The organism is Ligilactobacillus hohenheimensis, from assembly GCF_947381805.1.
Lineage (GTDB): Bacteria > Bacillota > Bacilli > Lactobacillales > Lactobacillaceae > Ligilactobacillus > Ligilactobacillus hohenheimensis.
Genome location: NZ_CANCXC010000004.1, coordinates 66,506 through 85,202, shown reverse-complemented (window position 1 = coordinate 85,202; position 18,697 = coordinate 66,506). Strand labels below are relative to the sequence as shown.

The 18,697-nt window shown below is 50.0% G+C and carries 14 protein-coding genes; all 14 read right to left on the bottom strand.

The genetic code is table 11. The annotated features are described in order from the left end of the window. Positions 1 to 17: 17 nt before the first annotated feature. The 14 genes from QOR60_RS05950 to rlmH all read right to left on the bottom strand — a co-directional run bounded on the left by QOR60_RS05950 (position 18) and on the right by rlmH (position 18,618). The gene (locus QOR60_RS05950; RefSeq protein ID WP_283582456.1) at positions 18 to 1,136 is read right to left on the bottom strand and encodes an nSTAND1 domain-containing NTPase; all 1,119 of its coding nucleotides are present in this window, start codon (positions 1,134 to 1,136) and stop codon (positions 18 to 20) included. A gap of 181 nt (positions 1,137 to 1,317) precedes the next feature. Then, positions 1,318 to 2,316, bottom strand: coding sequence for a UDP-glucose 4-epimerase GalE (galE, locus tag QOR60_RS05945; RefSeq protein ID WP_283582455.1), 999 nt, complete (start codon positions 2,314 to 2,316; stop codon positions 1,318 to 1,320). A gap of 102 nt (positions 2,317 to 2,418) precedes the next feature. After that, on the bottom strand, positions 2,419 to 4,425 hold the full coding sequence (locus QOR60_RS05940) for a KUP/HAK/KT family potassium transporter (protein WP_283582454.1): 2,007 nt from the start codon (positions 4,423 to 4,425) through the stop codon (positions 2,419 to 2,421). A gap of 154 nt (positions 4,426 to 4,579) precedes the next feature. Beyond that, entirely contained in the window at positions 4,580 to 5,896 is a 1,317-nt protein-coding gene (locus QOR60_RS05935) for a C1 family peptidase (protein WP_283582453.1), read from the bottom strand. Between the two features lie 88 nt (positions 5,897 to 5,984). Next, on the bottom strand, positions 5,985 to 6,533 hold the full coding sequence (locus QOR60_RS05930) for a Fic/DOC family protein (protein ID WP_283582452.1): 549 nt from the start codon (positions 6,531 to 6,533) through the stop codon (positions 5,985 to 5,987). Continuing rightward, on the bottom strand, positions 6,515 to 6,931 hold the full coding sequence (locus QOR60_RS05925; RefSeq protein ID WP_283582451.1) for a helix-turn-helix domain-containing protein: 417 nt from the start codon (positions 6,929 to 6,931) through the stop codon (positions 6,515 to 6,517). The genes QOR60_RS05930 and QOR60_RS05925 overlap by 19 nt, the downstream gene beginning before the upstream one ends. Before the next feature lie 382 nt (positions 6,932 to 7,313). Continuing rightward, positions 7,314 to 7,982: a beta-phosphoglucomutase gene (gene pgmB, locus QOR60_RS05920; protein ID WP_283582540.1), complete on the bottom strand. Its 669-nt coding sequence runs from the start codon at positions 7,980 to 7,982 to the stop codon at positions 7,314 to 7,316. A 27-nt stretch (positions 7,983 to 8,009) separates the two neighbouring features. Beyond that, entirely contained in the window at positions 8,010 to 10,283 is a 2,274-nt protein-coding gene (locus QOR60_RS05915) for a glycoside hydrolase family 65 protein (protein WP_283582450.1), read from the bottom strand. Between the two features lie 27 nt (positions 10,284 to 10,310). After that, positions 10,311 to 12,056 carry a glycoside hydrolase family 13 protein gene (locus tag QOR60_RS05910; protein ID WP_283582449.1) on the bottom strand — a complete coding sequence of 582 codons (1,746 nt, stop codon included), beginning with the start codon at positions 12,054 to 12,056 and terminating at the stop codon, positions 10,311 to 10,313. Positions 12,057 to 12,078: 22 nt separating this feature from the next. Then, complete coding sequence (locus tag QOR60_RS05905; protein ID WP_283582448.1) at positions 12,079 to 13,485, bottom strand: SLC45 family MFS transporter; 1,407 nt, start codon at positions 13,483 to 13,485, stop codon at positions 12,079 to 12,081. A gap of 214 nt (positions 13,486 to 13,699) precedes the next feature. Beyond that, entirely contained in the window at positions 13,700 to 14,722 is a 1,023-nt protein-coding gene (locus QOR60_RS05900) for a LacI family DNA-binding transcriptional regulator (RefSeq protein WP_283582447.1), read from the bottom strand. A gap of 50 nt (positions 14,723 to 14,772) precedes the next feature. Beyond that, positions 14,773 to 17,418: a YfhO family protein gene (locus tag QOR60_RS05895; protein ID WP_283582446.1), complete on the bottom strand. Its 2,646-nt coding sequence runs from the start codon at positions 17,416 to 17,418 to the stop codon at positions 14,773 to 14,775. 150 nt (positions 17,419 to 17,568) lie between these two features. Further along, positions 17,569 to 18,060 (bottom strand): hypothetical protein, encoded by a 492-nt coding sequence (locus QOR60_RS05890; RefSeq protein WP_283582445.1) that lies wholly within the window; start codon positions 18,058 to 18,060, stop codon positions 17,569 to 17,571. 78 nt (positions 18,061 to 18,138) lie between these two features. After that, the gene (gene rlmH / locus QOR60_RS05885; protein ID WP_283582444.1) at positions 18,139 to 18,618 is read right to left on the bottom strand and encodes a 23S rRNA (pseudouridine(1915)-N(3))-methyltransferase RlmH; all 480 of its coding nucleotides are present in this window, start codon (positions 18,616 to 18,618) and stop codon (positions 18,139 to 18,141) included. Positions 18,619 to 18,697: the final 79 nt, after the last annotated feature.

Below are 18,697 nucleotides of genomic sequence, written 5' to 3'. Positions count from 1 at the left end.
TCTTTTAATATATGCCTTTAGAAATCATATTTCGCAATCCTCTGTTCTTCCAAAACAAAGTCCTTAAAGTAAGGTAGCTTAAACGCTACGTAGGCATATGCCTCATCCTTAATAATCTGTTGCTTTATCAGCCGTTTCCGGTACGTTGACCAGTAATTCGATGGCTTCCCAGTTTGCCGTGCAATTTCTGCCATCTTAACCTGTCCGTCTTCACTTTCACTCATGGCCATTGCGCGCAAAAATTCTTTGTCACCCGCAGTTAGTTGCTGATAAACCAGTGCGTATGCTTTTCTTGCCAACGTATCCTGATATTCATTAACCACCTGGTTGACTACATCAGCACTAATCTCATCCCCTGGTGCCGTACTTTTCCAAACTAGGTATCCTAATAACTGAAAAGCATAGGCATATCCGCGCGTCATCAGTGTTAACCGGGTAGCTATTTCATCAGAAATGCGCCGTCCACCCTGCGCGAAATTTGTCCGAAATGCCTGCTCAATTGATTTCCCGTGTAAAAACGGCAGTTCCAACTGATTACTCCGGAGCAAAAACGTCAGCACTTTGTTATGCTGCAACTCAGAAATATTTTCCGGTAGACCGGTCATCACCAGCGCAACCCCAAAGCGTTGCCGGATAAGTTGCTGGTAGATCATTGCTAAGTCCCGAATTTGTGGGGTTGACGAGACTTCATCAATCGCAATCAACACCTTTTTATGGTGCGCCTTCAGCTGCTTAAATATTTCCATCAATAGCCCAATTTGCGTGGCATTTCCGGCGACTAGTTTAAAATCAAAATGCCTTGTCTTAATCTTGTCAACCTTGCTGAAAAAGCTCTTTAATTTTAACTCCGGCTGCATCTGTAAATTTTCGATTAGGTTATTAATAATCAACTGATTGTTTAACAGGTCCACGACAACCCAATCATCGTGCTGCTCAATCTGATCAATAATCCCGGTTAAAACGGACGTCTTGCCCGATCCCCGAACACCACAAATCATCGTTGTTTGGTATGGGGTGTCGATTTCAGTACCAGCATTGGTTAGTTCATCGACGTAATCCGAAATTATGCGTTCCCGGTCCAAAAACAACTGCGGAACCTTCCCAAAATTAGGGTTAAATGGCGACCGCTCTTTCATCTCGCTCACCTCCATCTATCACCTATTATAATTTGTTTTTGCATTTTTTGCCATTTTGCATTTTTTGCATCTCATTTTGTTTTTGCATTTTTTGCATAATTTGAATCGCATTTGAGTTGTAACACAAAAACGGCCGCTAGTCCCCTAGCGACCGTTTCTATTACTTTCTTATCACGCAATCCTACTTCTGGTCATCGTAGCCATTCGGATGCGTTGAGTGCCATGCCCATGCCGTTTCAATGATCTTGTGGACATCGTCATATTCTGGTTTCCAGCCAAGAACCTTACGGGCCTTGTCCGAAGCAGCAACCAGTGAATCTGGGTCACCGCCCCGCCGACCGGCGATTTCAGCCGGGATTTCCTTCCCCGTTACCTCACGGGCCGCCTTCAGCATCTCTAAGTTTGAGAAACCGGTAGCTGAGCCCAGGTTAAAGGCGTCGGAGTCGTGGCCTTCCCGCAGGTACTTAACGGCCAGCATGTGCGCTGCGGCCAAGTCAAACGGGTGAACGTAGTCCCGGATGTTCGTGCCATCCGGCGTGTCGTAATCGTCCCCGTAAACCTGCAGCTTGTCGCGCTTTCCTTCAGCCACCTGCAGAATGATTGGCATCAGGTGGGTCTCAGGGTTGTGGTCTTCACCGATTGAACCATCCGGCTTAGCCCCGGCCACGTTAAAGTACCGCAAAGCAACGTACTTAATGCCGTACGCTTCATCGGCCCACTTCATGATCTTTTCCATGATCAGCTTACTTTCACCGTACGGGTTAATCGGATTTTGCGGATCCGTTTCCTTAATTGGCATGTGGTCCGGAATTCCGTAGGTTGCGGCGGATGATGAGAAGACGAGCCGCTTAACGCCGACTTCCTTCATCACTTCAAGCAACCTAATCAAGCCAGTAACGTTGTTGTCGAAGTACTTTAACGGCTTGCCCATTGATTCACCAACCAGTGAGTAAGCGGCAAAGTGGATAACAGCATCCACGTCCGGGTTTTCCTTGAAGACGCGCCGCATAAAGTCCTTATCAGCCACGTCGCCTTCGTAAAACTTTGCCTTCGGGTTAACGGCAGCCCGGTGACCCGTTACCAGGTTATCAACCACTACCGGCTCCTCGCCGTAATCCAGTAACCAATCAACCATGTGAGAACCGATGTAGCCGGCTCCCCCTAATACCATAATCGCCATGACGACTCCTCCTTTATTAAGTAAACGTCAGGTAAACGTTAACTAAATATTCCACCGATAGTATACCACAAATCACTACCGGTGGAACAAATAACCACTTATTTACTTTTCAGCCGTGTTCTTAACTTCGCGCAGGTGAATGGTAGTATCCCGCCGCTGTTTCAAGAAGAGTGGCACCTTTTCGACCCGGACATCACTAAACTCCAGGCCAAACCACTGCACCGGGTTGGTGAGGTGGTTTTGCAGGAAAATCCGCGCCGAAATCAAGAACCGTTTCCAGTTTGGAATCATAACATTTGCAGGCAACAGCTCCCGAATCAGGATAAAGCAGAAGTCCCCGACCCGCCGGCCTGGCGTGGTCGTGTACGTCTGCGGCTGTTCGTCAATCATGCCCTTATCCATCAGATCATGAATAACCTTCCGGATGTAGAGGTTCACCCGTGGTCGCATCTTAAACCCAACGTATAGTTGCAGGTTAACCACGTTCCGCGTTCCCATCATGTCGACGGTGTAGTAGTTAGTAAACGGCTTATCCGTTTGATTAACCGTCACAAACCAGTACACCCGAGCCCGCTTCGGGTGCTTATCCAGAATCGAGTAGAGTGTTTCCCGGTCAATTGAATAGTCGTCCTTCACCCGCGAAATCATCACGAGATTATCCGTGTACCGCTGAACCGAATTGTCGTTTGCCAGCTTAACCAGCTGACCGAGGTAATCCTTGAGTGAAACCTTCTGCGACACGTTCCGGATCGGTTTGCGGACCTGGCTGCCATAGTACCAGATGACCATGACGAAGATAATCATTCCCATGATGAACAGGGTGACATACCCACCATGAATGAACTTACTCATACTTGCGATGAAGAACATCGTTTCAATTACAACGTAGAGGCCGCAGAAGAGAACCGCCCCGCCCTTTTTAATCGTACCTTCGAGGTAGTTAAACAGCAGCACAGTCGTCATCAGCATCGTGACCGTAATGGCCAATCCGTATGCCGCCTCCATGTGCTCCGACGTCCGGAAGAACAGCAGAACCGAGCAGGTGATGATACACAGCAGCCAGTTGATGTCCTTAATGTAGATTTGTCCCCGGGACATGCTTGGGTGTTCAACAAACATCCGTGGCAGCAGCTTGAGCCCTTCCGCCTCTTCCACGAGGGTAAACGATCCGGTAATCAATGCCTGGGAAGCAATGATGGCGGCCAGCGTCGCAATGATGACCCCAAACATGTAAAACTTCCCCGGAAGCATCGTGTAGAACGGATTGATTGCCCCGGACATGTGGTGGAATTCACTCATGTGCCGGATCAGGTAAGCTCCCTGGCCAAAGTAGTTTAGGATTAACGCCAGGAAAACAAACGGCCAGGTGATGTAGATGTTCCGCCGACCAACGTGACCCATGTCAGAGTACAGGGCCTCCGCCCCGGTCGTTGCCAGGAAGATACTCCCCAGAATGAAGAGCCCGTCCTTATTCACCGGTGAAAACAGCACCCGCAGTCCATAGACTGGTGAAAGTGCCTTGAGGATTCCCAGGTTACCGTACATGTTGTAGATGCCAAAGACTGCCAAGAAGCCGAACCAGACCAACATAATTGGGCCGAACGCCCGGCCAATGAAGCTCGTTCCAAAGCGCTGGATCAAAAACAGGACCAACAGAATTGTGAGCGTGATAATCACCACGTCGTTCTGGTCGTGCACAGGAACCGTGTGGTGGAACGCCACGCCCTTTAACCCCTCAATCGCACTGGTAACCGTCACGGCTGGAGTCAGCGTCCCGTCAGCTAGGAGGGCCGCTCCCCCAATCAACGCCGGGAGAATCAACCATTTCGCCTTATTTTTGACAAGGGCGTACAGGGCAAAGATCCCCCCTTCACCGTTGTTATCAGCCCGGAGAGCAACCAGCACGTACTTGATTGTCGTAATCAGCATTAACGTCCAGAAAATTAGTGATAAGCATCCGATTACGTAATCAGGGGTCAGGTACTTCATGCCCCCCGCGTTTCCGATTAACGCATTCATTACGTACAGCGGAGATGTTCCGATATCGCCGTATACAACCCCGATGGTGATTAGCGCCCCCACCAGGATTCCCTTGCGGTGTTTCGTCATTTTTGCCACCTCATTGATTTTTCTACCTAATACGGTTCATCATACACTTTATTCTCCCGCACGACCATTAATTTCGTATTACAAAACGGCAAATTTCCCGGGAAATAACAAAAAGGATGAGACGAACGCCCCACCCTCAAGTTAACGGATAAAACTATGCCAATGAATCCCACGGTTTAAGGTCAACCCGCTGCTGGTCAAGCAGCTTGCGTTGTTCTTCCGTCAGGTACTTCTTGTTAATAATGACCTCGTACATGTACTTGTCAAACCACTCATCGGTCATAATGAAGTAGCCGTCCTTGCCGACCTTTTCGCCCCAACTGTTTTCAACCTTCCACTTTGTTGGCTGACCGTCCACCAGGTCAACCCCAGTGAACGTCATGGCGTGGGAACACGTTCCTTCACCGGAAGCGAGCCGGTCCGCCTTACTCATTTCCAGATCAACCCCAAATAACTCGTCTTCCTTGAAGTAGTCCGGATCCAGGATTCCCTTTTGCCGGTCAATCTTGTTAAGCACGTCGCACCCCAACCAGGCCGTCTCGCCCGCTTGCAGCTGCTTAATCGTGGCGTCCTTTAACGCCTGCGTATCAACCGTTAGGAACTCAATCTTCTTGCCGTTAAAGATGTAGTCCTGACTCGGCAAGCCAAACAGTTTCCCCTGCTCGTGGTCCGGGGCATCCGTCAGGCATACGTAGTCATCAAAGTTCCAGTCCACGTACTTCTGGTAGAACGACTGCGGCGTTAAGTTACGGTCGATGTGGTAGTTATGCTCATCGTCCCGGTATTCAAAGTCAAACTTTACCGGCGGCTGACCGAAGACGTCAACGAGAATCCGGTAGATCTCGTTCAGGAAGTGCATCTTCGTTTCACGTAACTTTGCTGCGTCAGCCCCGTCAGCTGCAAGGTTCCGCAGCGTCATGGCATCCTTCCGGAGTTTTAGGTTCAACGTCGGGTTAAGCTCAGCCGTCTTATCACTCGTCAGGGTTTCCGGCATCACGTACTGTGGTACTAAGCCGTACTTTTCGATTAACGCCGGTCCGTTTGCCCACTGGCCGCCATCACCGTTGCCCCACTTTAACAGGAACTGCACTTCACGGCTGTCAAGCGGCAAGTCAGCAGTTGCGAGAACGTCCTCGTAAAACTTGTTACTCTTTTCCAGCCGGTCATAGAACGACAGGTAGTTCTGTGAGAACTGGAAGTCCTTCATCTTGTACTTCTCGGCAAACTTATGCCGGAGCGTGTTTAACGTTGCGAATAACCAACAACGCCCGCTCTTCTTCTGGTTGGCAACCTTCCCCGTTTCTACTTCAACGGAAAACGTTGGGTCCAGGTGCCGCTTGGCCGCGTAGTTTTCACTTGTGCTAATCACGCCGTTCTTTTGAACCGCGCGCGCGACAACAGCCGCATCCGGTCGCTGGTCAAAATCCTGTTGGAACCGGTGAAGGTCCTCTAGTGTAATATCCTTTGTCATCTGATCCGCCTCTTCCTTTGTTTGATTAAGTGTATTTTAATTCTTTTCTCATTAAAAGGCAATGCTCCCCGCCAAAGAACCCCTTAATTTACTCAAACCACATTAATGCGCTAATCCGCGGAATATCCGAAGAAGCCAACGCATCAACGAGCGCGTCATCATTAGGATCATAATCAATAATTTGCCGCTTATTCTTGGCGAGTTTTTGAATCAGTAGCTTAGTGGCCCGACCATTTCCTTCGCGAAACGGGTGCAGAAAGTTCGCGCTATCCAGTAGCTGGGCGTACTGCTCAATCGGCGGCACTGACGTCTGATTAATTGCGGTAATCTGCTGGTTAACCGTGGCAATTCCCCGGGAAATAAACTCAACTGGCAAAAACGTCGTCGTTCCCTTTGTAAGGTCGTAATCACGAACCACGCCCGCCCAATCATACAACCACCCAAAGAGTGCCCGATGAATCGCTTGCAAATCACTAAACCCGTTAATCGGGAGGGGCCGGTGAAGAATCCTAGCACCGATGATGGTCGCTTCCTCGTATTCACGGCGGGCCAGCTGAACTTCGTCATGAATTCCTAGCTTGTTAAGCAATACTCCATTAGCATCCACAAACCGCCGCGTTAATCCGTCTGCTTCCATGCGTTTATAATCTCCTCGTCAACAAGTGCATCCGGATGGACCACCCGATCCGTTACCCGGCGAATATCGTCCGCCGTTGGCTGCCACCCTTCCATCACGTTAAACCGGACCGCTGCGTACACGTCATGAAAATACTCAGCTGGGATTGGAACCCCCTGAATCGTTTGTGCCTCACGATCAACCTTCAATTCAAACTTCCGCGGAGCAATCTTATTTAACAGTGTATCCGTATCAATCATTAATGCGTCAGCCAACCCCCGCAAAACCCGGACCGACCACGTATCAACGGGCCGTTTGAACGCCGCGCTTAACGTGCTGACACTAATCTTTGTCTTGGCAGCAACTTGCGCAAGCGTCAACTGGTTTTCATTTAAAAGCGCCCGAACCGTAGCATTCATTAGATTCACCCCATTACTTTCGTATAATATATCATATTTTAATCCAACATATCGTTTTTATTCAATCGATATCCCGGTCTACGGTTAATTTGGTATAAACCGTCATAATCAATTATGCCAATTTAGGCGAAAATCGTGTTTTTTATCGCCAATTCGACCATTTTCTTCTTTGTTTTTGACAAAAATAGCCAAAATCAGCATAATTAACACAAAAACAGCCAAAGGGAGGGTTAATAATGCACGAATATCACGATTTGCTAACTTACAGCCGGATGAATCCCGGAAAAGGCCCTCGTTTCAGTAATTGAAGAATACACCACAAAAAACCGCTGGCATTCCCGCCAGCGGTTTCGTCGAAATGATTATTAGTTATGGAACTCTCTTACTTGTGGGCCTGCTCGTACGTCTCCTCAAACAGGTCATAGCTAAAGTCGGCCGTCGTTGGCACAACCTTGTCCGCCTTAGCAAGCTCGTGAGCATCGCCAACAGCCACGGCCACCATGCCAGCGTCCTTGATGGACTGTACCCCAGCAACGGCGTCCTCGACCCCGACACACTCACTCGGGTCAAGGTTAATGGCAGCTGCCCCCGCCAAGAAAATGTCCGGGGCTGGTTTGCCGTGCGCAACCTTAGCCGGGTCAGCAATCGCGTCAAACGCGTCCATCAACCCCAGTTTCTCCAGGATTGCCGGGGCGTTCTTAGAAGCTGACGCGAGGGCCATCAGCACATGGTGCTCCTTCAGCTGAGCGATTAAATCGTTGATTCCCGGGAGGATGTCATCCCGCGTCAACTTCTCAATCGCCTTCAGGTAGTAGCCGTTCTTTTCGGCGGCCATCGCCTGCACCTGTTCGTCCGTGTAGTCGTCCTTCACCCCACCGAATTTCAGAATCCGGTTCAGTGAATCAATCCGACTAACCCCCTTCAGTTCCGTTTCAAATGAAGCCGGAAGCTCCAGGTTCAACTTTTCCTTTGCCAGCTGGCTCCACGCTGCAAAGTGGAACTTTGCTGTATCCGTAATGACCCCGTCCAGGTCAAACACGCATCCCTTCATCATTGCTGTCATTCCCTTCGTCTCTACCTATTTGCTTAACTTAACGTCCTTGCCGTCAACCTTGATTGTCAGGTCGTCACCGGACAGTAGCTCGATCTTCGTTCCCGTCTTATCAACGGCAACGTTTAACAGCCGCCCCCGGAAGTTCAGCCGGAAGTGGTACCCGTTCCATGCTTCCGGAACAAACGGCTTGAACTGCAGCTGACCGTCAACAACCCGCATGCCAGCGAATCCTTGTACGATGGCCAGCCAACCACCAGACATAGCCGTGATGTGCAGCCCGTCAACCGTATCGTTGTTGTAGTTGTCCAGGTCCAACCGAGCCGTCCGTTCGTACAACTCAACGGACTTCTCCTGGTACCGCAGATCAGCCGCCATGATTGCGTAGATTGATGCGGACAGGCTGGATTCGTGGACCGTCAGCGGTTCGTAGAAGTCAAAGTTCCGCTTCTTTTGTTCTTCAGTAAACTCGTCCATGAAGTACCACATTGCCTGAAGAACATCAGCCTGCTTGATGTACGGTGACCGTAAGATGTGGTCCCATGACCAGTGCTGGTTGATTGGTAATTCATCAGCTGGAATCTCGTTAATTGGGTTGTTGTGGTCGTCCAGCGTAATTTCCTTGTCAAGGAAACCATCGTGCTGAACAAAGATGCCGAGTTCCTTGTCTTCTGGCAGGTACATTTTGTCGACGATATCCTGCCACTTAGCCTTTTCGTCCGCTGAAACGTTCAGCTTAGCGGCCTGGTCGGCAGAAACCTTGTCAAGGATTTCCAGCGTGTACTTTAATTCCCACTGGGCCATGAAGTTGGTGTACCAGTTGTTGTCGACGTTGTTTTCGTATTCGTCGGCCCCGGTAACCCCGTGAATCATGTACTGGCCATTCCGCTTGGAGAAGTGGACCCGGTCAGCCCAGAAACGGGCAATTTCAACAAGGACCTTGCTTCCTTCGTTCAGGACGTAGCTCTCGTCACCGGTCATCTTCGTGTAGTTGTAGATAGCGTAGGCAATGTCGCTGTTCCGGTGGATTTCTTCAAACGTGATTTCCCACTCGTTGTGGCACTCGATCCCGTTAAACGTCACCATCGGGTAAAGCGCACCCTTTAAGCCCTGTTCCTGGGCGTTGTGGTATGCCCCGTCAAGCTGGTTGTACCGGTACATTAACAGGTTCCGCGGTACTTCCTTCTTGGATGTTCCCAGGTAAACTGGGAGACAGAAGGCTTCGGTGTCCCAGTAGGTAGCGCCACCGTATTTCTCGCCGGTGAAGCCCTTTGGCCCGATGTTTAACCGCGCATCGTTCCCGTAGTAGGTTGAGAACAGCTGGAAGAGGTTAAACCGAATCCCCTGCTGGGCCGCATCGTCGCCGTCAATCGTAATATCGGACTTCTCCCACCGAGCAGCCCACTCGTCCTCCTGGGCCTTTACCAGGTCAGCGTATGAGCTTTCCTGTGCCTTACTTAACAGCTTGTCAGCGGCAGCATCGAGGGCTTCGCGCGTGTCGTAGTCCCGGGACGTTACCACAACAACCCGCTTTTCAAACGTTGCCGGACTGTTCGGCGTTAACGTGCCACTAAAGCGGTTGGCCACGTGCTTGTCCGTTTCTTCGGCCTGGGCAGGCTGAAGGTCCGTCACGTGCGTCATTGCCATTTCAGTAGTGAACTGCGGCGTACCGAAGTTATTTGGCGCCGTTTCCCCAACCAGCTTACCGTGGTCAGAGGCAACCTGCTTGTCTAACACCGTCCAGAACTGCTCACCGTAGTTGGAATCTTCGTTGTAAACGTCGGCGTTGATAAAGGACGTTACTTCAACCTGAACGTCATCGTTACTGAGGTTGGTGAACGTCAGCTTGTTAGCGTACAGTTCCTTGAAGGCGACGCTGACAAACCGTTCGGACTCAACCTTAATCCGGTGACCGTTCTTTTCAACGACAAATGACCGGTCAAGCACCCCACGCTTCATGTCAAGACACAGTTCAAAATCGCTAAACTTATCCTTGGCAAGGTCAATGGATTCGCCGTCAATCTTGATGTCAACACTGACAAAGTCGATGGCGTTCGGCACCTTCCCGAAGTACTTCGGGTAACCGTTCTTCCACCAACCAACCCGCGTCTTGTCCGGGTACCATACCCCACCGAGGTAGATCCCCTGGTGAGTATCGCCGGAGTACTGTTCTTCAAACATGCCCCGCATTCCCATGTACTCGTTCCCGATACTGGTCATGCTTTCCTGGAGCCGCTTGTCTTCTGGATTAAATTCGTGGGTAACAACCTTCCACGGATCAATTTCAAAAATTCGTTTCATGTGATTCGTCCCTCCGTTTACAAATAATTAATTCGTTGCGATTACGAAGCCGTCGCGGGTTAATTGCCCGTTCTCATAATTCTGTGCTAACAACACGTCACCCTGTGAGTTAACGGTAGCCGCCTGATCACCGGTGTTAACCGTAATCCGAACCGCCCCATAATCAAGCGTAATGACGTTGTCAGCATCAACCGCCCACTTCATCCGGCTAACCGTTAGTTTATTAGCTACCTGTTGCCGCGCCCGGACAAGCCGTTGCATAAACCCGTACATCATCTGATCCTGTAATTCTGGATCCCAGACCATTGGTTTCCGGTCATCCGGATCGTTCTCACCCGTCATCCCGTACTCCGTTCCGTAGTAAATGCTTGGCGTCCCCGGCTGCATGAACGTAAATGCAAGGATTTGCCGCGTTAGGTCCATATTATCGTGGGCTAACGTCTTAATCCGCGCAGTATCGTGCGAATCCAACACGTTAAACATCATCGAATCAGCCTGATCAGAATAATGCATCAATATCGCATTCAGTTCCGCAATCATCTGCGGGGCATCAATTTCGTGCGTTAAGAAGTGCCGTTTAATATTATCCGTATAAGCATAGTTCATTACACCAGTAAACTGATCACCCTGTAACCACGGTTCCGCCGTATGCCAAATCTCACCGAGAATGTAGAAATCCGGCTTAAGGGCCGTTGTTGCATCATGGAATCGCCGCCAGAAATGGTGATCAATTTCATTAGCAACGTCTAACCGCCATGCATCAATATCAAATTCCTTAATCCAGTACGTTGCGATTGATAGAAGGTAATCCTGGACTTCCGGATTAGCCGTATTTAACTTTGGCATGTGCGGGGTGTAGCTGAACGTCTCATAGTTTGCATCATCCGTAAACTCGAAGTTATCAGTTGGCGTATAATGCACCGGGAACTCATGGATATGGAACCAATCAGCATACTTTGAGCCGGCCCCGTTTTTGATAACATCCTGCCACTGCGGCGATTGATCACCAATATGATTAAACACCGCATCAAGCATCACGCGAATTCCCCGTTTATGCGCTTCCTGAACCAAGCGCTTAAACAGCTTTTTGTCCCCAAAATGAGGGTCAATTTCAAAGTAATCCTCGGTATCATACTTATGATTCGATGGTGCCTTAAAAATCGGGTTAAAGTAGATCCCGTTAACCCCCAAATCAACTAAGTGGTCAAGGTGATCTAACACTCCCTGAAGGTCACCACCGTAAAAGTCCTGTCTTCCAGGATGAACCGTTGAGTCCCATTCCTTCGTTCCGGCCGGGTTTAGTTCTGGGTTACCGTTAGCAAACCGCTCCGGAAAAATCTGGTACCAAACAGTTTCATTAACCCATTGAGGGGCATGAAACGCATCAATCTGATGAAAGTACGGTAGCCGGAAATATATATTTTCATTAGTTAATTCCGCTTCCGTTGGTTTCTTTTTGATTCCCTGGTCAACGTATAATACTTCGTCACCATCGACCCCGGTTACATAAAAACCGTATGCTAACCGGTGTTTCGGTTCGGTAATCGTCACCATCCAGTAATCATACACATCCGTTTGAAGACGCCGTTCCATTGGTACCCGGTGTTCAAACCACCGGGCGTGTTTATTAGGAATAGCGTACGGATCGCCGTACACAACTGCGACCTGTGCAACATCATCCCGGGCCGTCCGCAAACGAAGTTGAACCTTATCAGTTCCTACGAGACTAATATCTTCGCTCTCCGGGCGATGGCCAATTCCGGCATAATTCATATCCAGAACCCTCCGTTAATCCTTACTGAATAATTTCTTCAGCTTCTTCGTCTGTCTTCTTTGCAGAAAGCCCCTTTGTTTCCTTAATTACCCAAACAGAGAATGCACCAATGATGAACAGTACCGCACCAAACAGAATCATCATTGAAGCACCGTCACCGTGGCTCATCTTGCTGAACATCGGGTAAAGGGCAAAACTTGCAACGGAAGCACAAATCTGCGGCAAGCAAATCCAGCAGTTAAACATTCCGATGTACGTCCCATCATGCTGCCCGTCCAAGGCGTTCGTCAGAATTGTAAATGGAATTGAGTTAATCGTTACCCAACCAATTCCGATGAAGATAAATGCAATAATTGAAAGCAACTTCGTGTGGCAGAAGGCCAACATTAAGAACCCAGCAGCCGCACCAACTAAGCCAAGTGAGTAGAACGGCTTCCGCGTCTTATCGTTCAGGTGTGACAGTACGTATCCGTATAAAATAGCAGCAACCGTCTGAACGGCAGACAATACCCCGTACCAGTTACCAGCAGCCTGGAAACCAGCAGATGTTGGGTTAATCGTGTGCCAAATGTTGGCTGATAACGCACCCGGAGCGTATGTCCACAAGTACTGGAAACTTGCCCAACTGAAGAATTCAACTAATCCTAACGTCCAGAATACCTTCGGTGCGTTTGAAAGAATTGAAACCAATGAAGTTTTCTGCTTCTTCTGGGCTTCAGCATCAATTCCATGGTATTCGTTGTACGTCTTCGGGTCGTATTCCTTAACCTTAAAGACAGTAAATAAACTTGAAATCCCAAGAATAATAGCTCCCAGGTAGAATGAGAACCGAACAGAGTCAGGAACGACACCCTTTGCGGCAACATTTGCGACCCCTAAGGCTGATAATCCAAACGGGAAAAGGTAAGCAGCAAAGCTTCCGATGTTTGACCAGATTGTCTGCCATGCCCATGCCTTATCCTTCTGCTTTTCGTTCACCATGTCACCGATAATCATCTTGAACGGCTGCATTGACATGTTAGACATTAAGTCCATGAAAAGAATTGAGATTGCGCCGAACCACAGTGCTAGCATTGAGCCATAACCGAAACCAAATGAACCTGAATTTGGTAATAAGAACATAACAATAATAGCAACTATTGAACCAACAATCAGGTATGGCATCCGCCGGCCAAGCTTCGGAATCCACGTGTGGTCAGAGAACCATCCAACCAACGGCTGAACAACCATCCCAGCCAACGGTGGCAGAATAAAGAAGAACCCTAACTTAGTCGGGTCGGCCCCAATCGTCTGGAAAATCCGACTCATCTGCGAACTCTGTAACGAGAACGCCATTGACGTCCCTAAGTTACCAAACGTCATTAACATCAAAACGCTCATAGCCAAGTTTGGCATTGGTTTGCGTTTCTTTTTTGTTAAGTCATCCATAACAAACGCTCCTCCATGAAAAAGTAATTTTTGATAACGCTAACATTATATAATGCGTTTTCACTTTTTGCAACCGGTTGCACACACTTTTTACGCATTATTCTCCCTTTTTCTAACAAGCCCTGCTTATATAAATTACAACCGGTTGCGCAAACCACACAAAAAACGGGCCATTCAGCATTCCGCCAAATGGCCCGTTCTTCTTTGAATTAACCTATCCGCGCGATGAATTCCGTTCCACGATCTTATGCGGAACCACCACCATCGAGCTGTTTAAACCTAACTTCTGTTTTTCCTTTTCCGGACTGTCCATAACCAGAACGGCTGCTTCGTTGCCGAGGAACCGCGGGAAAATCTCAACGGAGGTCATCGTCGGGTTGGCCGTTTCCGCAAAGACGGAGTTGTTAAACCCAATCATCCCGTATTCCCGGGTATCCCGCCGCAACGACTTCAGCATGTTTTGGACGTGCAATCCCGTAATATCATCACACACCACAAACGCGTCGACCTGCGGGTTCCGGTTGAGAAAATGCGCAAACGTTGTCTGGTCGTGGAAACGGTCCGCCCCGTTTGAGAGTTGAACCGCAACCGGCTCGCACCCTGCTGCCCGCATCGTCCGCTGGTAGCCAAGATAGCGGTCGTTTTGCACAAACTCCTGTAAGTTAGTTGAAACGTAGGCGAGGTGCCGGTACCCCTTCCGCATTAGAAACGCCGTTGCATCACTTCCGGCCGTAATGTTGTCGTTATTGACGTACATCACGTGGTCGTGACCCTGTGGCGGCGTTCCAATCACGACGTACCGCACGCCCGGTTGCGCACTCACGTAGTCCCGCACCGGGTCATCCGCCTTGGAGTACGCAAAGATAAACTTTGTGATGCTCCCCTGCTTAATCATGATTTCAATGTTATGAATCAACTCATCGACAGTTGGTGCTGTCGCCACGGACACTAAGTACGACCGGGCGCTGCAAAACGCCTCGATCCCCTGAATCACCTGCACGAAGAACGGGTCGTTCCCAACCGAGATTTCACGGGGCGGGAAAATCACCCCGACAATGTTTGCCTCACGGTTTGCCAGGTTCTGGGCCGCAAAGTTGGGCGAGTAGTCCAGTTCCTTCATCGCCGCCCAAATTTTCTCCTTTGTTGCCGCACTGATTAAACTACTGTTATGCAAGGCCCGGGAGGCAGTCGATGGCGACACTCCCGCTAACCGCGCAACATCCTTAATGGTTGCCATTTGCTGTCCCCCCAACTAAACGTCTTGTCCTATTCTAGCATACTAGCAGGTTACTTCCGCTTCCCTGAAAAACGGCGGTGCCGGCGGTAGGCCCATCCCGCAAGATAACTCCATGCCAGAAGTGAAATCAGTAATCCCACGTTAAGCAATGGCGGCCAGAACGATAGTACGAGGTGGTGTTTCCCCGGCGCAACCCTTAAGGCGACAAACGTACCAAGTGCCTCGTAAACCGGGACCCGTTTACCATCGACATAGGCCCGCCAGCCCTTGTTATACGGAATTGTGGTCATGATGACTGATTTACGGGCAGTCGTCGTGATTGTCCCCCGCAGGTGGAGCCCCTTCACTGTCGCATCCTGAAGACCGTTTTGCTGAAGTCCCTGAAGCCGCCGTTCCGCCCTTTTCACGTTAAGTCGGTAAACCTGCACGGAGTCTAGCGGAACGTTTTGATTCCCCTGCGGTTGAATCGAAACAACCACCTTGTGGCCTTTCTGGTTGGCCCCCACACACTGCAGGAGTGGTTCCGTTAAGTTCCCCACCGCCGGGATTTGAACGCCATTAATAAAAACAGTCGCTGTTCCTAACAGGTTACTTCCCAGCTGGACGTAGTACGGATCATTCGTCTTCAAGTGGAGCGTAATGTTGTACGCTGCCCCGCCATTGCTGTTATCCCCGTCAGGTGTAAGGAGCCCGTTTTTACCGCCCTCCAACAAACTCTGCTGGGGAACACCGGTGTAATGAACGGGAGTGAATAACCCATCAGCCGGCTTGTTATCTAACCGTTGCATCACCGCTTCGATGTTCGTTGTTGCCGTCGCCTGGTTCGGGTTAAACGGCCGCATGATTTGCTGGTTGGCGGCAAAGGCCAGCGGAAGCACGTACGGGTTCTTAAACCGCTCAACGTCCCCCATCTTCTTAACTCGGTGGTACTCAGCAAAATCAGGGCGGTAACTAACCGCCGGAATCTTCTGGGTTGTCAGGTTATGGAACTGGTGCGCCGGTGCCAGGTAGTACTTAACGCCCAAGAAAGAATCCGTCAAAACGTTCCCCTCCTGGTACACCACCTTCCCGGTGTAGGTCGGCTGTCCCAGATCATTCATAAAACTGGTAACGGCCGCCCGCTGCGTCGAACTAAAGTCCGAAACCGTTTTGTACCCGAACTGGAAACTGTTATTCTCCGAATTATCATCAAAGGTGCTCTCCATCCGGTATGGCTGGGAACTATTGGCGTAAAACGCGCTATTCTTCCCCATCAAGCGCACAAACCGCTGGTACGTTTTCACTGGTTCCCACCCAAAAAAGTTGAGGGTCATATAAGCATTTGTCCCCACCTGGGCAATGGTCACGAGAAGCAAAACCCCCAGCAGATACTTCCGCTGGGTCGGGACAACGACCTGCATTAACAGAATTACCAGCAACGTTCCCGCAACAAAGAACGCCGTCGTCATCATCTTTGGTTTACTCAGGAAGTCAAAGTACCGCAGGTTTGACCACACTATTCCGATCATGACAATGACGACCCCGAACCCGGCGCCAACCTGCCACCACCGAATATCGCGGACAAACATCAGCGCCCGCACCGCCAAAAAGAGCATCCAAAAGCTGATTAGGTAACTGAACCGGTACGGATAAAAGACCGGCGACTGAAACATGTGCCACGTTAGGTTTAACGGGGCGTAGCACGCCGAAAGAAGCATGAATCCCAGAATTACCCCGGAAGTAATCCGCTCCCGAAGAAGAATCTGTTTCATTAGGAAATACACCACTACAAAAACCAGCAGCAGGGTGGGGATAAAGACGTTCGGGAGCCCCATTTGCACCTGCTGGTCATTTAACGCCCCCATCATGAACTTCCCCATCATGTGCCACGGATGGTAGTCAAAGTTAAACGGTAACTGGGTGGCCATAAACTGCCCCTTACTCTGGGCAATATCCGCCTGAGCCGGCAGTAACAGGAAAGCCGTTAACGCTCCGCTCAGCAGGCCACCGCCGATATACCGGAGCACTGCCTGCCCTAATTCCCGCCAGTTAACCCGCCGTTGGATTGCTAACCAGCAGAAATATAGGGCGGAAAACAGGACAACCATGTATCCCATATAAAAGTTCACGAAGAACAGCGCCGCCAATGCCAGGGAAAACGGAAGCACCTTCTGGTCATCGAAGATTCGTTCCAAGCCCCACATAACGAACGGCAAGACAATTAACACGTCAATCCACATCAGGTTTAACTCGTTGGCAAGTGTCCACCCCATCAGTGCATAACCGAGCACCACTAATAACCGCCACGGCGCAGCAACCGGGTGCTGCCGGTCAAGCCACGCCCCTAACGCCATGGCCGCACACCCCTGCTTCAACAGGGTAACAACCATAATCCCAAGCGGCAAAAGGCGGTTACTAAAGAGCAGAAGAACCAGGTTAAACGGGCTTAAAAGGTAGTACGCCCACATTCCCACTGTTTCTCCGCCCAGTCCCTTTCCAAAAAAGTAGAGTAACTGGGTCGGGTGCAAAAACGTTGTCCGGAAAAACGCGTAAAACTTAACGTACTGCTCCTGCATGTCGTACGTTAACAACGTATTCGGGCCAAACGGCGTCATCCGTAGCGCAACCATGCACACCAACATTACAACTACCGGCAGAATAAAATCGGCAATCCGTGACCGGTGCCGTTTTACGTACTGCGTCATCTTCTCCTTCATAGTTTCCTCACCGTCAATTTCATATTTTTAAGTGCGAAAAATCACAGTCACAATTAAGTATAGTGCATTTTTCGCCCCAAAATGTGACGAAATTATGATTTTAACCACCAAAAAACACCCCCGCTTACCGGGAGTGCTCCGCCGTTATTACTACTTTACCCGCTCGTACCGGTTAACCACCGCCTGCTTATTCCCCGAGTACCCGAACCGGGCAAGGGGATTGTCACTGGCGTTCGCCCACGTGACGTAGGCCTCCTCGCTTTCCCATTCGTTAATCATCAGGTACTGGTAGTTATGGTCGTCCTGTTCAAGCACTGCGGTTGCTTGTAACCCAACCGGCCGCTTATCCGGATCATCCCACGTTGTTACCAACGAATCGAACACCTTCCGCTCATCGTTATCCAACGTCAGGTACCGGAATTCGATGTACCCCTGCCAATCCTGAAAATTGAGGGTGCGTAAAACCTGAAAATGAAGGTCCGTCGCAAAGACACTGTCCTTCCCGGACTGATCAACCAGCGCGTACTTAGCGTGGTCGTCCGCCTCCCGCAACATGACCAGGTTCCGGTCCGGGTGCGCCGCCCGAATGTCCGCTAAAGTTTGTTTCGGTCCCAGCGCAATATTAAGCTTCCGTAGTGTCATTCTAACCGCTTCCTTTGCTTTATTCGTCCTCATTATAACATTAATTCAAAAAAACGTTTCCACTATTCGGAAAGACGGCTACTTATGGTAGGGGGCTCCCGCATTAATCATAAACACCCGGTAGACCTGCTCCGCTAAGACCAGCCGCATCAGCTGGTGCGGGAGGGTAAACCGGCCAAACGAAATGGCCGTGTCCGCCCGTTTCATCACTGCGGGGCTTAACCCCAGCGATCCCCCAATCACAAAGGTAATATCGCTGTGGCCGTACGTTGTCAGGTCAGCTAGCTCACGGGCAAATTCGGGCGAAGTCCGCTCCTTCCCCTCGATTGCCAGCGCGTAAACGTACTCCCGCGGTTTAATCTTCGCAAGGATTCGTTCCCCCTCAACCTCCTTAACGCGTTCCATTCCCGCCGCGCTGAGGCTTTCCGGGGCTTGCTCATCAGCCACCGCCACCACCTGAAACTTGCAGAACCGCGAAAGGCGTTTGGCGTATTCCGCAATTCCCTGTTTCAGGTACTTTTCCTTTAACTTCCCCACAACAACAAACTTAATATTCACGGTTATTCTCCCCTTCCACAAGTTATCCCCCGTTTTTTCAAGTTATGCACCCCATACGAACGCATGTTTTACACAGAAT

Bases quoted from the DNA above. Each gene is read 5' to 3' on its own strand.
- QOR60_RS05950 (WP_283582456.1), bottom strand. From the start codon at position 1,136: ATGAAAGAGCGGTCGCCATTTAACCCTAATTTTGGGAAGGTTCCGCAG.
- QOR60_RS05915 (WP_283582450.1), bottom strand. From the start codon at position 10,283: ATGAAACGAATTTTTGAAATTGATCCGTGGAAGGTTGTTACCCACGAA.
- QOR60_RS05935 (WP_283582453.1), bottom strand. From the start codon at position 5,896: ATGACAAAGGATATTACACTAGAGGACCTTCACCGGTTCCAACAGGAT.
- galE (WP_283582455.1), bottom strand. From the start codon at position 2,316: ATGGCGATTATGGTATTAGGGGGAGCCGGCTACATCGGTTCTCACATG.
- QOR60_RS05905 (WP_283582448.1), bottom strand. From the start codon at position 13,485: ATGGATGACTTAACAAAAAAGAAACGCAAACCAATGCCAAACTTGGCT.
- QOR60_RS05900 (WP_283582447.1), bottom strand. From the start codon at position 14,722: ATGGCAACCATTAAGGATGTTGCGCGGTTAGCGGGAGTGTCGCCATCG.
- pgmB (WP_283582540.1), bottom strand. From the start codon at position 7,982: ATGAAGGGATGCGTGTTTGACCTGGACGGGGTCATTACGGATACAGCA.
- QOR60_RS05925 (WP_283582451.1), bottom strand. From the start codon at position 6,931: ATGAATGCTACGGTTCGGGCGCTTTTAAATGAAAACCAGTTGACGCTT.
- QOR60_RS05895 (WP_283582446.1), bottom strand. From the start codon at position 17,418: ATGAAGGAGAAGATGACGCAGTACGTAAAACGGCACCGGTCACGGATT.
- QOR60_RS05890 (WP_283582445.1), bottom strand. From the start codon at position 18,060: ATGACACTACGGAAGCTTAATATTGCGCTGGGACCGAAACAAACTTTA.
- QOR60_RS05930 (WP_283582452.1), bottom strand. From the start codon at position 6,533: ATGGAAGCAGACGGATTAACGCGGCGGTTTGTGGATGCTAATGGAGTA.
- QOR60_RS05910 (WP_283582449.1), bottom strand. From the start codon at position 12,056: ATGAATTATGCCGGAATTGGCCATCGCCCGGAGAGCGAAGATATTAGT.
- QOR60_RS05940 (WP_283582454.1), bottom strand. From the start codon at position 4,425: ATGACGAAACACCGCAAGGGAATCCTGGTGGGGGCGCTAATCACCATC.